Below are 13,672 nucleotides of genomic sequence, written 5' to 3' on the forward strand. Positions count from 1 at the left end.
ACCCTAATGCTCCAGAATGCTTTGCGCTACTGTTAACGCAACAGTCAACAAGGAGCAAAAGATGAAAATTATCCGCAGCGGTTCATTACCTTCAGCAACAGGCCCGGAGGCCTGGTTTACCGGCGCTGTTCGCATTGACGCGCCCTTTCAGGCGAGCGAACCTGCCAGCGTCGGCGGGGCAACCGTGACCTTTGAGCCGGGGGCGCGCACGGCCTGGCATACGCATCCCCTGGGACAAACGCTGATTGTGACGCAGGGGCGCGGCTGGTTACAGGCGTGGGGCGAAGAGGCGGAAATCCTGAATCAGGGCGATATCGCCTGGATCCCACCCGGCGTGAAGCACTGGCACGGCGCAAGTGCGCAAACGGCGATGACGCATATCGCCATCGCCGAAGCGGTAAACGGCAGCCCGGTAACGTGGCTGGAAAAAGTGACCGACGAACAGTACCCGAACGGCTAACCGCCAAAAACGGCAATCGCCTGCTGCAGGCGCGGTTGATCAAACAGCAGCACCAGACTGGCCAGCTGCAGACGTTTCTCAGGGAATAAATAGACTGCCAGACAGGAGAGTAACACCGCCGCGGTAATACCAGGAAGCATTTCGTTAACAGAATGAAAACGTTATGATTCGGTCTCATTTTCGTAAATACAGGGAGGCTGAGGTGAAAATTAACGTCATCGGAACCAGCGGAAGTGGAAAAAGCACGCTGGCGAAGCAGATTGCGACCGAACTGGCTATTCCCTATATCGAGATGGACAGACTCTACTGGCGACCCGAATGGCAGGGAACGCCGGACGATGAGTTTCAGGAAAAGCTTGAGCAGGTGCTACAGGCGTCGCCAGACTGGGTACTCGACGGCAACTATAACCGCACGCGGCCCGTTAAATGGCGTAATGTAGACGTTGTCGTGTGGGTGGATTATGGGTTTGTCCGCACCCTCTGGCAGGCCGTCAACAGGGCAATCAAACGGGCCTGGCATAAACACGAGCTTTGGCCCGGAACCGGGAACAAAGAGAGTTTCCGGCGCGCGTTCTTCAGTAAAGAGTCGATTCTCATCTGGACGATGAAAACGTGGCGTAACAACCGCACGCGTTATGAAGCCGATCTGCAAAACCCGCAATATGGGCATATCCGCTTCGTCCATATTACCCGCCGCGGGCAGGCGGAAACGCTGATTGCCGCCTTAAAATCTTATTCTTAGTAGGGTTTTATATATCTGATTTCCGGCAAACCAAATGTAAATTAATTGTTTCTCAGTGGTGAAATACGCCTTTAATAATGTCGACATGTTAAGTCAAACGAGAACGCAACATGTCATGGCGAATCAGCATTCTGGATAAAAGCCCCATCGCTGAAAATGAAACGGCTGCCGATGCGCTGGCGCGGACGTTAGCGCTGGCGCAACAGGCAGAAAATCTGGGCTATCACCGCTTCTGGATTGCCGAACACCACAATACCCCGCAACTCGCCAGCCCCTCGCCGGAACTGCTGATTGCCTGGATCCTCGGGCAAACAAAGCGCATCCGTGTGGGCTCTGGCGGCGTCATGCTTCAACACTATAGCCCCTATAAAGTCGCTGAAAACTTTAACGTTCTGGCCGCGCTGGCGCCGGGTCGCGTGGATCTGGGCGTCGGGAAAGCCCCCGGTGGTTTGCCGCTCTCAACCCGCGCGCTTCAGCAGGGCCTGAATCAGCAGGAAAAGGGCAGCTTTGCCGAACAGCTGGACCAGCTCGATCGCTGGATCCGTCCTGAAAACCAGTCGGCGGAAGAGGCCGTTCGTGCCACGCCGTTGCCGCCGGTCCCTGCACAAGGTTTCCTGCTGGGGGCCAGCCCCGAAAGCGCGCTGCTCGCCGCATCGCTCGACTGGCACTTCGTCTTTGCCGCACACCTGAACGGCGATCCGGAGCTGCTGCGCGAGGTGGTATCGATCTGGCGGAAGAACAGCGCGCGGGAGGTGATTGTGGCGGTGCAGGCGGTTGTCGCGCCGACCCAGGCCGAAGCGGACGGGCTGGCGCAGAAGGTCGAAGTGTGGGGCGTTGAGCTGGCAAACGGCCAGCGCGTAACCGTCGCCAGTGAGGAGCAGGCCTACGCCTTTGCCCGTCAGGCGGGGAGCGAGCCGGTACGCATTGCCCGTCAGGCCCAGTCGCTGCTGGCGGGAACAGCTGAGTCGGTGCTGGAACAGCTTAACGCGCTGCACGAACAGTGGGGCATTGACGAATTTATCATCGACACGCCGGTCGCGGAGGGGGCAACGCGCGTCGCGTCTCTGCGTCTGCTGGCCGAGGCGCGTCTTAACAGGGAGGTCACCGTATGAGCTTCGGCGAACAACTGATTGCCTGGCGTCGTGAGCTGCACCGGAACCCGGAGCTGTCCGGCCAGGAAGTGGAGACCACCGCGCGCCTGCGCCAGTGGCTGACGAATGCCGGTATTCCCCCACAGCCTTACGATCTGCCGACCGGTCTGGTGGCGGAAATTGGAACCGGTAGCAAGCTGATTGCGCTGCGGGCAGACATTGATGCCCTGCCAATTGAAGAGCGCAGCGGCGTGCCGTTTAGCTCGCAGCATGCAGGCGTGATGCACGCCTGCGGACACGATATCCACACCAGCGTGATCCTCGGCGCCGCGTTAAAGCTCAAAGAGCGGGAAGCCTCACTTAACGGCAGGGTGCGTATCCTGTTTCAACCTGCCGAAGAGAACTTTGGCGGTGCGAAGAGCATGGTGCGTGCCGGTGCCCTGCGTGACGTCAGCGCCATTTTCGGTATGCACAACGAGCCGGGCCTGCCGGTCGGTGAGTTCGCCACCCGCGGCGGACCGTTTTATGCCAACGTCGATCGCTTCGTGATCCGCATCACCGGCAAGGGCGCACATGCGGCCCGCCCGCACGAAGGCAACGACGCCATTGTGCTGGCGAGCCAACTGGTGACGGCGCTGCAAAGCGTCGCCAGCCGCAACGTCAACACGCTGGATTCGGTGGTGCTGAGCGTGACGCGCATCGCAGGGGGTAACACCTGGAACGTGCTGCCCGAGAGCGTCGAGCTGGAGGGCACGCTTCGCACCCACCGCACGGAGGTGCAGCAGAACGTGAAGGCCCGCGTGGGCGAAATTGCCGCCGGGTTTGCCAGCGCCTTCAGCGCGCAGATCGACATCACCTGGTATGCCGGGCCCACCGCGCTGGTGAACGACGAGCGCTGGGCCGACTTCGCCACCTCGGTCGCGCGTGAGGCCGGTTATGAAACCCGGCACGCGGAACTGCATATGGGCGGGGAAGATTTTGCGGTCTACCTGCAGTCTGTTCCCGGCGCGTTTGTCAGCATCGGCAGCAACAGCCCGTATGGTTTACACCACCCGGCGTTTAATCCTGACGAAGCCCTGATTGAGCCCGCAGCCCGCTATTTTGCACAGCTGGCGGAAAAAGCCCTGCAACACGTTTAATTCTGGAGAGGTAAATATGTCTGCACATCGTCAACTGCGGCTTGGGACCATTTTGCATGGTGCATCGGGCAATATGTCCGCCTGGCGTCATCCGGCGGCGGTCGCGGATGCCAGCATTAATTTTGAATTTGTAAAAGAGACGGCGTTAAAAGCGGAGGAGGGCAAACTCGATTTTTTATTCGTTGCCGACGGTCTTTATATAAATGAGAAATCCATTCCGCATTTTTTAAACCGCTTTGAGCCGTTAACGGTATTATCCGCGCTGGCAAGCATCACTACGCGGCTGGGGCTGGTGGGAACGTTATCCACCTCCTACAGCGAACCCTTTACCACGGCGCGCCAGTTCGCCAGCCTCGATCATCTGAGCAACGGACGTGCGGGCTGGAACGTGGTGACTTCGCCGCTGGAAGGGTCGGCAAAGAACTTCTCGCGCGAAAAACACCCCGAGCATGCGCTGCGCTATCGCATTGCGGATGAGTATCTCGACGTGGTGAAAGGGCTGTGGGACTCCTGGGAAGGCGACGCGTTTATTCGCAACAAAGAGAGTGGTCAGTTTTTTGACCCGGCCAGGCTGCATACCCTCGATCACCACGGTGACTTCTTCCAGGTCGCCGGTCCGCTGAATATTGGTCGCACCCCGCAAGGGCGTCCGATTGTTTTTCAGGCGGGCGCGTCGGACGACGGGAAAAAGCTGGCGGCAAAACATGCCGACGCCATCTTCACGCATCACGAAACGCTCGACGAGGCAAAAGCGTTTTACCGCGACGTGAAGCAGCAGCTGGAAACAAACGGCCGCCGCGCGTCAGATTTACATATCTTCCTGGGCGTCAGCGTGATTGTGGGTAAAGACGCCGATGACGTGGAAAACCAGTATCAAACCACGGCGGCGCTGGTGTCGGTTACCGATGCCCTCAATTACCTCGGGCGTTATTTTGAACATCACGATTTCAGCCAGTATCCGCTCGACGAGCCGTTCCCGGATATCGGTGACTTAGGCAAAAACAGCTTCCGCAGCACCACCGATGAAATTAAGCGAAATGCCCGCGAGCGCAACTTAACCCTGCGCCAGGTGGCGCTTGAGGCCGCATCGCCGCGCCCGCGCTTTTCCGGCACGCCGGAGGAGGTCGCCGACGGTCTGCAGGCCTGGTTTGAAGGCTATGCCGCAGACGGCTTCATCATCCAGGGCGGTACGCCGGATACCTTTCCGCGCTTTATTGACCAGGTGGTGCCCGTTTTACAGGCCCGCGGCCTGTTCCGCACCGACTACCCGGGAACTACGCTGCGCGAAAGCCTTGGCTTAGACCAACCGAAAAACCAGTTCACACAACAATAAAAGAGAACTCCGCTATGCAGAAAACATCGCTTATTCTGGCGCTCGCGCTGGCCTTTACCCCTGCCGTCTGGGCAGAGAATGTGAACATTAACGGCACCGGCGTGAGCATCGAGGCCAATAAAACGCCGATCAATACCGCCAAAAACAGCGATGCAGTGGCGCAGCTGCCGAAAGATTATCGCTTCGCCGTGCCGGGGAAATTTACCGTGGCGGTGGCGGGCCTGAATCAACCGCCGCTGACGGTATTTTCCGACGACAACAAAACGCTGCTCGGGAGTGAAGTTGACGTCGCCCGTCTGGTGGCCGACAGCCTCGGGCTTGAATTGAACGTGGTGCCAACGTCGTGGGAAGACTGGCCGCTGGGCGTGGCGTCCGGGAAATATGATGCCGCCATCAGCAACATTACCGTTACCAAAGCGCGCAAAGAGAAGTTTGATTTCGCCACCTACCGTAAGGACTCCCTCGGTTTCTACGTGAAATCGACCAGCCCGATCGAATCGCTTCAGAAGGCTGAGGACATCGCCGGGCTGCGGATTATCGTTGGTTCCGGGACCAATCAGGAGGCCATCCTGCTGGCATGGAATGCTGAAAACCTGAAGAAGGGGCTGAAACCGTTTACCCCGATCTATACCAAAGACGATGCGGCGCAAACGCTGGCGCTCCAGTCCGGGCGCGCGGATGCCTACTTTGGCCCGAACGTAATTGGCGCATGGAAGGCGGCGCTGAACGGGAAAACTAAACTGGTCGGCAGCGTCGACGGCGGCTGGCCGAAGGCGGCGCACATTGCGGTGACGCTGAAGAAAGGCAGCGGGCTGGTTGAGCCGGTGCAGACCGCGCTGAACGGCGTCATCAAAAACGGCGATTACGACAAAGTGCTGAACCGCTGGGGGGAAGGCGTTGAGCGTATTCCGCAGTCAGAAGTGAATCCTGATGGCCTGGGTGATTAAGGAGGCGCTATGCGTGAACAATTTCGTGACGTTTCACCGGAAGATGCCGAACTTCAGCCCATTATCGAGGGGCTGTTCGGTGAATATGCCGCCCGCTACGGTGACTACTTCTCTAAAGACGCGGAAGTGGAACTCACCGAGTGGTATTTAGCGCCGCGGGGGCTGTTTATCGTTCTGGAGCGTGACGGAAAAATCATCGCCACCGGTGCGTACAAACCCTTCGACGAACGCACCGCGGAAATCAAGCGCATCTGGACGGACAAAACCCTGCGTCAGCAGGGGCTTGCCGGACGCGTAGTGCAGGAGCTGGAGCGCAGGGCGGTGCTGGCAGGTTACAGCCAGATCTACCTGACAACCGGTTTTCGCCAGCCGGAAGCGGTCAGGCTCTATCTCAGCCAGGGCTACCAGCCACAGTTTGATCTGAACCGGGATCCGGAAGAGTACAGCCAGCCGCCGTTTGATGGTCGGCTGCGCTTCACTAAAACGCTGGTACGCGAAGCGTTCAGTAAAACCGCATGAGGAACGACGATGAGCAACGTTGAAACCATTAAGGTGGTCCCGGCGCGTTATCCGCTGCGGACCGTCGGCGCCGCGGTGGCGCTGTTTGTGCTGGCGATCGTGATTCAGTCCGTCGCCTTTAACCCGCGCTGGGAGTGGGCGGTGTTTGCCCGCTGGTTCTTTGACCCGGTTATTCTCGAAGGCGTAGGGCAGACTCTGCTGCTTACCCTGATCGGTACCGCGCTGAGCGTGGTATTGGGCGGCATGCTGGCGCTGGCGAGACTCTCCTCGTCATGGCTGCTGAGCAGCCTGGCGTGGGGCTATATCTGGCTGTTTCGCTCGCTGCCGCTGATCGTGGTGCTGATCATTCTCTACAACTTTTCCTATCTCTACGACACGCTCTCCCTCGGCGTGCCGTTCACCAGCATTAGCTGGGGCAGCTTTGAGACCATTAACGTGCTCGGGCAGTTCTCCACCGCCGTGGTGGGACTAACGCTGGTGCAGAGCGCCTATACCGCCGAGATCATTCGCGGTGGATTCCTCGGCGTCGATCATGGGCAGTATGAGGCCGCCGCCGCGCTCGGCCTGCCGGCCTGGCGACGTACGGTGCGGATAATCCTGCCTCAGGCGTTGCGCACCATTCTGCCGTCCGGGTTCAATGAAATTATCAGCCTCGCCAAGGGGACGGCGATGGTCTATGTCCTGGCAATGCCGGAGCTGTTCTATACCATCCAGATGATCTACAACCGCACGCAGGAGGTGATCCCGTTGCTGATGGTCGGTGCCGCGTGGTACCTGGTGATTACCACCGTCTTGTCCGCTATTCAGTACGGTGTTGAACGCGCACTCGCCCGCAGCGAACGCCGCTCTGCGGTTAATCAGAACCGCGCCGCCCGTCGCACCCGTTCCGTCACCACCACGCCAGCACAGGAGCCTATCCATGCAAGCCTCTCCTGAAGGACATATCTCGATTACCGGCGTCAGCAAGTATTTTGGTCGCCATAAGGCGCTCGACAACGTTTCGCTTGAGATCCCGCCCGGTTCCGTGACGGTCATTCTCGGGCCCTCAGGCTCGGGCAAATCGACGCTGCTGCGCACCATTAACCATCTGGAGCGCGTCGACGAAGGCTTTATTCAAATCGACGGGGACTACATTGGCTACCGTCGTCAGGGCGACAAGCTCTATGAGCTGAAGGAGAAAGAGATCCTCAAGCAGCGCGTCAACGTGGGCTATGTGTTTCAGAACTTCAATCTCTTTCCTCACCTCACGGTGCTGGAAAACCTGATTGAGGCGCCCATCGCGCATAAGAAGCTCAGCAAAAAAGAGGCGGTGGAAAGGGCATACAGCCTGCTGGATGTGGTCGGGCTGCGGGATAAAGCCGATGCCTGGTCTCGCCATCTCTCCGGCGGGCAGCAGCAGCGCATTGCGATTGCCCGCGCGCTGGCGTTACGCCCCCGCGTGATGCTGTTTGATGAACCTACCTCGGCGCTGGATCCGGAGCTGGTGGGAGAGGTGCTGGACGTGATCAAAAAACTGGCCCGGTCCGGCACTACGCTGGTGGTGGTCACCCACGAGATCGGCTTTGCCCGCGAGGTGGCGGATCAGGTGGTGTTTATGGTCGACGGGAAAATCGTGGAGCAGGGCAGCAGCGACGCGGTATTGAACCGTCCGTCGCATGCGCGAACGCGCCAGTTCCTGTCAAAAGTGCTGTAAGGAGCGCAGATGAAATACGGACTTCTGGCGGGGCTGGTCTTCACAACGGCAAGCCACGCCAGCATCGATCTGAAAGCCAACGAGCAGCCGCTGCCGGTGACGGTGGATCGGCAGGCCGTGGCGAAGATCCCCGCCGGTTATAAATTCGTTGAGCCGGGTACGCTGACGGTCGCCGTCTCGATGCTGAACTCCCCGCCGCTGGCGCTGCTGGCCAGCGATAACCGCACGCGGATTGGCAGCGACCCGGATATCGCACGCCTGCTGGCGGGCAGCCTGGGGCTGAAGCTAAAGCTGGTGCCAACGGCGTGGGAAGACTGGCCGCTGGGCATCGCTTCCGGGCGCTACGACGTGGCGCTGGTGAACATTGCGGTGACCGAACAGCGTAAAGAGAAGTTTGATTTTGCGACCTACCGCGTCGATTCGTTGGCGTTTTCGGTGAAGTCCACCAGCGAGATTCAATCAATCAAAAGCGCGGAAGATCTGGCCGGAAAAAAGGTGATTGTCGGCTCGGGCACCAATCAGGAGCGCATCCTGCTGGGCTGGAACGAAGAGAATAAAAAGGCGGGGCGAGCGCCTGCGCTGCCGGTCTATCTCCACGACGATGCCTCGGGCAATCTCTATATCCAGTCCGGCAGGGCGGACGTGTTCTTTGGCCCTCAGTCGGTTTCAGCTTATAAAGCGGCGCTCACCGGCAAAACCCGCGTGGTCGGTTTAGGTCCGAAAAAAGCTTATGTCGCCACCACGACCAAAAAAGGCAATGGGCTGGTGTACGCGCTGCAGGCCGCGCTGAACGGGGCGATTGAGCGCGGAGAGTACCAGAAAGTGCTGGCGCGCTGGGGCGAACAGGGCGAAGCGGTGGCGCAATCGGAGGTCAACCCGCCTGGGATAACCTACTAATGGTGCTCTACACTTAGGATTTTCACTCCTGAGGGGGCAACATGATGAAACTCTATGGCGTACCCGGCTGGGGCTCGGCAATCAGTGAAGTGATGCTGACCCTGGCTGATATCCCTTATCAATTTGTGAACGTTGACGGGTTTGACCAGCCCGGCTCGCAGCGTGAACTGCTGCAAAAACTCAACCCGCTGTGCCAGGTGCCCACGCTGGAGCTGGAAAATGGCGCCATCATGACCGAAACGGCGGCGATTGCCCTGATGGTTCTCGACAGATGTCCCGATCTCGCCCCACCCGTGGGGCAGGCTGAGCGTCAGCAGTTTCAGCGTCTGCTTATCTGGTTCGTGGCGAACGTCTATCCCACCTTTACCTATGCCGATTATCCCGAACGCTGGGTGCCTGATGCGCCGGAACAGCTGCAGAAAAACTGCATTGAGTACCGGAAATCCCTCTATCTATGGTTTGAAAATCAGCTTAAGGCCGCGCCGTTTGCGCTGGGTGAACGGCTGACGCTGCTGGATGTGTATATTGCGGTGGCTCGCACCTGGGGGCCTCGCCATGAGTGGTTTGCGACAAATACGCCGAAGCTTACGGCGATTGCGGATACCGTGTGTCAGCTGCCGGAACTGCACAAGGTGTTAAAGGCAAACAACATTATCTGATAACGTGGAATGCTCACACATAACAGGAAGCCTGCATATGCCACACGTAGATATCAAATGTTTTCCCCGCGATCTTAACGACGAGCAAAAAACCGCGCTGGCGGCAGATATCGCCGAGGTGATAATTCGCCATTTCAACAGCAAAGACGGTTCAGTATCGGTGGCGTTGAACCAGGTAAACCCGGAAGACTGGAAGGCGCAGGTCTGGGATACCGAAATCGGACCGAAGCTGGACGAGTTGATTAAAAAGCCCGGGTATTCATTGTAATCTTTCGCCGGGTGAGGTCATCGTCTTACCCGGTTTCTCCTGCCGCTTACGCCTTCTTTTCGCAAAAAACGATAAAAATAAGTTTTATCTGATCCGTTACACTTAACGTTCACGACCGACATTTCATCAATCCTTAGGAAAGATCGACAACAGAATCAATTAAGGACAGTCAAATTAAAGGATAATTTTCTCATGACAAAATTACCCCGGTTTTCACCTGCTTTTTTCCACCCGCGATACTGGCTAAGCTGGACAGGCATCGCCGCCCTGTGGCTTATCATGCTGCTGCCTTACCCGCTGTTGTTCAGACTCGGACACGCTCTGGGCCGGTTAGCCATGCGCCTTCTACCGCGCCGTGTCGAGATTGCCCGCCGTAATCTGGAACTGTGCTTCCCGCAGATGGAAGCAGAAGCGCGTGAATCTTTGCTGCAGCGAAATTTTGAATCCGTGGGAATGGGGGTTATCGAAACCGGCATGGCGTGGTTCTGGCCTGAATGGCGGGTGCGTAAATGCTTTACCGTGCGCGGTTACGAACATATGGAGCAGGCCAGGGCGCAGGGAAAGGGCGTGGTGCTGGTTGGCATGCATTTTCTGACGCTTGAGCTGGGCGCGCGGATATTTGGCATGCTTAACCCCGGTATTGGGGTTTATCGTCCCAACAATAATGCGCTCCTGGACTGGCTACAAACGCGCGGTCGTCTGCGTTCGAATAAAACCATGCTGGATCGTCATGATTTAAAAGGCATGATCCGTGCCCTGAAGCAGAATGAAATTCTCTGGTACGCGCCGGATCATGACTATGGCAAAGCCAACAGCGTGTTTGCGCCATTCTTCGCCGTCCCGGATGCCGCCACGACGGCGGGCAGCTATATGCTGGTCAAAAGCGCTAAGCCTGCCGTTATTCCGTTTGTGCCGCGCCGCAGAGAGGACGGTACAGGGTACGAGCTGATTATTCTTGAAGATATCAGCGCGTCATTGCAGGGTGCGGATAAAGAGTCTGTTGCAACCCAGATGAACCGGGCGATCGAGCGCGCGGTGCTGATGGCGCCGGAGCAGTATATGTGGCTGCACCGTCGCTTCAAGACGCGTCCTGAGGGCGTGCCGGACAGATATGCCCGTAAAAAAATCTCCGCGCCCCCTCGGGCTGGCTTAACCGACGATGAATTCTCGCAGCAGTCGGGCATGCAGCACTAAAACGCCACGCAAAAGGCTGCTGGAGCTAGTTTCCGGCAGCGCTTTTGGCCTTTAGCAGTATTTCCATCAGCCCGGGAAAACGGGCATCCAGATCCTCCCGACGCAGTGAAATCATATTTTCTCGTCCCTGCGGACGCTGCCAGATGACCCCACTATCGCGCAACACGCGCCAGTGGTGGGTCATCGTGGATTTCACCACGTCCTCCGGGCGCAGCGCGTTACAGCTGAGTTCGCTGCCGTCGGCGAGTCGGCGAATAATCGATAGCCGGAGCGGGTTGCCGAGGGCAAACAGCACATTTTCCAGCAGTATTTGTTCAGTTTCAGGGTGGTTAGGGATCATCGTTTTCCTGCGCGTGATGTCAGATTGAGCTATATCAACAATAGGTCAACCCTTAAAAAATAGTTCGATAATACTCGTACAATAGGACTATTATAGCAAACGAACCAATGCACGACCATCCCGGTCGTCACAAACACGTCATAGTGACTAAGGAAATATCATGCCCCGACCCATTCCTCTCGAACGTTATCGCAACATCGGTATCTCCGCGCATATCGATGCCGGTAAAACCACCACCACTGAGCGCATCCTGTTTTATACCGGGATGAGCCACAAGCTGGGTGAAGTACACGATGGCGCGGCAACCACCGACTGGATGGCGCAGGAGCAAGAGCGCGGGATCACCATTACGTCCGCGGCGGTCAGCTGCTTCTGGCCAGGCATGGACAGAGGCTTTGAGCCGCACCGGATCAACATCATCGACACCCCGGGGCACGTGGACTTCACCATTGAGGTGGAGCGTTCCATGCGCGTGCTCGACGGCGCGGTGATGGTGTATGACTCCGTGGGTGGCGTGCAGCCGCAGTCGGAAACCGTCTGGCGTCAGGCCAATAAATATCACGTACCGCGTCTGGCCTTCGTCAACAAAATGGACCGTCCGGGTGCCGATTTCTTCCGCGTCGTGCGTATGATGCAGGAGCGCCTGAAGGCCAATCCGGTGCCGATTGTCATCCCGGTGGGTGCCGAAGATCATTTCACCGGCGTGGTGGATCTCATTAAGATGCGCACCATTCTGTGGGACGATGCGACGCAGGGTATGGTGTTTACCTATGCCCCCGTGCCGGACGATTTAGTCAGTACCGCCCAGGAGTGGCGGGAAAAAATGGTCTCCGCGGCGGCGGAAGCCAGCGATGCACTGATGGACAAATACCTGGAAACGGGCGACCTGACGGAGGCGGAAATTATCCAGGGGCTGCGCATTCGCACCATCTCGGGCGAAATCCAGCCGATGCTGTGCGGCAGCGCCTTTAAAAACAAAGGTGTGCAGCGCATGCTGGATGCGGTGATTGAGCTGATGCCGTCCCCGCTGGACGTGCCGGCCATTGACGGCGTTGATGAAAAAGGACAGCACGCGGAGCGTCATCCGAGTGATGATGAGCCGTTCTCGGCGCTGGCGTTCAAGCTGATGAGCGACCCGTACGTCGGGCAGCTGACCTTTATCCGGGTCTACTCTGGCGTGCTGCGCAAAGGCGACGCGGTCTATAACCCGGTGAAAGAGAAGAAAGAGCGCATCGGGCGCATCGTGCTGATGCATGCCAACGATCGCCATGAGGTGGATGAACTGCGCGCGGGCGATATCGCGGCCTGCGTGGGGCTGAAGGACGTGACCACCGGTGACACGCTCACCGATCCGAACGCCGTCATTACGCTTGAGCGCATGGAGTTCCCGGATCCGGTGATCTCGCTGGCGATTGAGCCGAAAACCAAAGGCGATCAGGAGAAAATGGGCATTGCGCTGCAGCGTCTGGCGGCGGAAGACCCGTCTTTCCGCCTGCACACTGACGAGGAGTCCGGTCAGACCATTATCTCCGGGATGGGTGAGCTACACCTCGAGATCATCGTCGACCGCATGAAGCGTGAGTTTGGCGTCGAGGCGAACATTGGTCGTCCGCAGGTAACCTACCGGGAAACCCTGCGCAAGGCGGTGAAGGATATTGAAGGGAAATTTGTCCGACAGTCCGGCGGGAAAGGGCAGTACGGTCATGTGGTCCTGAGCCTGGAGCCGCTGGAGCCCGGAAGTGGTTTTGTATTTGAAGATGCCACCAAGGGCGGCGTGGTACCGCGCGAGTATATCCCGTCCGTAGAGAAAGGGCTGCGGGAAGCGATGAACAGCGGCGTGCTGGCGGGCTATCCGGTCGTAGATGTTAAGGCGACGCTGACGTTTGGCTCGTATCACGACGTCGACTCCTCGGAGATGGCGTTCCGCATGGCGGCGATCCTCGGCTTCAAGGAGGGCGCTCGCAGGGCGGATCCGGTGATCCTTGAGCCGATCATGCACGTGGAGGTGGAAACGCCGGAAGAGTACGCCGGGAACATCATGGGCGATCTCTCTTCCCGCCGCGGCATGGTGCAGGGAATGGCAGAGCAGTACGGAAGCCAGATTATCCGCGCCGATGTGCCGCTGGCCGAGATGTTTGGCTACGCCACGACGCTGCGTTCGATGTCCCAGGGACGCGCGACGTACACGATGGAATTCCACCATTTTGCGGAGGCACCGCGGAATGTTGCGGATGAGATTATTGCGCGGCGTGCGAAGTGATACGGTCGGTTTCCTACAAATAATGCCTGCACGGACAACCCCTCTCCCTTGAGGGTGTACAGTCCGGGGACATGGTAGACAGGTGTTCGGGGACATGGTGAACACTTTTTAACATCCTTTACCCATGGTG

At 58.2% G+C, this 13,672-nt stretch carries 14 protein-coding genes and 1 pseudogene; 13 read left to right on the forward strand and 2 right to left on the reverse strand.

Annotated elements, in window-relative coordinates; genetic code table 11:
- The first annotated feature begins 61 nt into the window (after window positions 1-61).
- Complete coding sequence (locus IM303_RS08665) at window positions 62-460, forward strand: cupin domain-containing protein (protein WP_045260619.1); 399 nt, start codon at window positions 62-64, stop codon at window positions 458-460.
- On the opposite strand, the gene IM303_RS08670 is transcribed toward IM303_RS08665, so the two are convergent.
- Entirely contained in the window at window positions 457-600 is a 144-nt protein-coding gene (locus IM303_RS08670; RefSeq protein ID WP_154818592.1) for a hypothetical protein, read from the reverse strand. The genes IM303_RS08665 and IM303_RS08670 overlap by 4 nt on opposite strands.
- A 62-nt stretch (window positions 601-662) precedes the next feature.
- Between IM303_RS08670 and IM303_RS08675 the strand changes: the two genes are divergently transcribed.
- The 11 genes and pseudogenes from IM303_RS08675 to IM303_RS08730 all read left to right on the forward strand — a co-directional run bounded on the left by IM303_RS08675 (window position 663) and on the right by IM303_RS08730 (window position 10,942).
- Complete coding sequence (locus IM303_RS08675; protein ID WP_028013284.1) at window positions 663-1,202, forward strand: AAA family ATPase; 540 nt, start codon at window positions 663-665, stop codon at window positions 1,200-1,202.
- A gap of 110 nt (window positions 1,203-1,312) precedes the next feature.
- The gene (locus IM303_RS08680; protein ID WP_192987007.1) at window positions 1,313-2,314 is read left to right on the forward strand and encodes an MsnO8 family LLM class oxidoreductase; all 1,002 of its coding nucleotides are present in this window, start codon (window positions 1,313-1,315) and stop codon (window positions 2,312-2,314) included.
- On the forward strand, window positions 2,311-3,432 hold the full coding sequence (locus tag IM303_RS08685) for an amidohydrolase (RefSeq protein WP_028013282.1): 1,122 nt from the start codon (window positions 2,311-2,313) through the stop codon (window positions 3,430-3,432). The genes IM303_RS08680 and IM303_RS08685 overlap by 4 nt, the downstream gene beginning before the upstream one ends.
- A 16-nt stretch (window positions 3,433-3,448) precedes the next feature.
- Window positions 3,449-5,712, forward strand: a pseudogene (locus tag IM303_RS22240) (NtaA/DmoA family FMN-dependent monooxygenase).
- Between the two features lie 9 nt (window positions 5,713-5,721).
- The gene (locus tag IM303_RS08700; protein ID WP_192987004.1) at window positions 5,722-6,231 is read left to right on the forward strand and encodes a GNAT family N-acetyltransferase; all 510 of its coding nucleotides are present in this window, start codon (window positions 5,722-5,724) and stop codon (window positions 6,229-6,231) included.
- Window positions 6,232-6,240: 9 nt separating this feature from the next.
- Entirely contained in the window at window positions 6,241-7,167 is a 927-nt protein-coding gene (locus IM303_RS08705) for an amino acid ABC transporter permease (RefSeq protein WP_047368635.1), read from the forward strand.
- A complete protein-coding gene (locus tag IM303_RS08710) occupies window positions 7,151-7,924 on the forward strand; it encodes an amino acid ABC transporter ATP-binding protein (protein WP_023292311.1) in 774 nt (257 codons plus the stop codon). The genes IM303_RS08705 and IM303_RS08710 overlap by 17 nt, the downstream gene beginning before the upstream one ends.
- A gap of 9 nt (window positions 7,925-7,933) precedes the next feature.
- Entirely contained in the window at window positions 7,934-8,821 is an 888-nt protein-coding gene (locus IM303_RS08715; protein ID WP_088205498.1) for an ABC transporter substrate-binding protein, read from the forward strand.
- Between the two features lie 41 nt (window positions 8,822-8,862).
- Window positions 8,863-9,480 carry a glutathione S-transferase family protein gene (locus IM303_RS08720; RefSeq protein WP_192987002.1) on the forward strand — a complete coding sequence of 206 codons (618 nt, stop codon included), beginning with the start codon at window positions 8,863-8,865 and terminating at the stop codon, window positions 9,478-9,480.
- A 37-nt stretch (window positions 9,481-9,517) separates the two neighbouring features.
- Window positions 9,518-9,748 (forward strand): tautomerase PptA, encoded by a 231-nt coding sequence (pptA, locus tag IM303_RS08725; RefSeq protein WP_192987000.1) that lies wholly within the window; start codon window positions 9,518-9,520, stop codon window positions 9,746-9,748.
- Between the two features lie 192 nt (window positions 9,749-9,940).
- Window positions 9,941-10,942: a Kdo(2)-lipid IV(A) acyltransferase gene (locus IM303_RS08730; RefSeq protein ID WP_192986998.1), complete on the forward strand. Its 1,002-nt coding sequence runs from the start codon at window positions 9,941-9,943 to the stop codon at window positions 10,940-10,942.
- A gap of 25 nt (window positions 10,943-10,967) precedes the next feature.
- On the opposite strand, the gene IM303_RS08735 is transcribed toward IM303_RS08730, so the two are convergent.
- Window positions 10,968-11,282 carry a helix-turn-helix transcriptional regulator gene (locus IM303_RS08735; RefSeq protein ID WP_041909805.1) on the reverse strand — a complete coding sequence of 105 codons (315 nt, stop codon included), beginning with the start codon at window positions 11,280-11,282 and terminating at the stop codon, window positions 10,968-10,970.
- A gap of 160 nt (window positions 11,283-11,442) precedes the next feature.
- Here IM303_RS08735 and fusA point away from each other — a divergent pair, with 160 nt between their 5' ends.
- Complete coding sequence (gene fusA, locus IM303_RS08740) at window positions 11,443-13,542, forward strand: elongation factor G (protein ID WP_193359829.1); 2,100 nt, start codon at window positions 11,443-11,445, stop codon at window positions 13,540-13,542.
- Window positions 13,543-13,672: the final 130 nt, after the last annotated feature.

Source organism: Enterobacter cloacae complex sp. P38RS (assembly GCF_014930775.1).
Classification (GTDB): Bacteria; Pseudomonadota; Gammaproteobacteria; order Enterobacterales; family Enterobacteriaceae; genus Enterobacter; species Enterobacter bugandensis.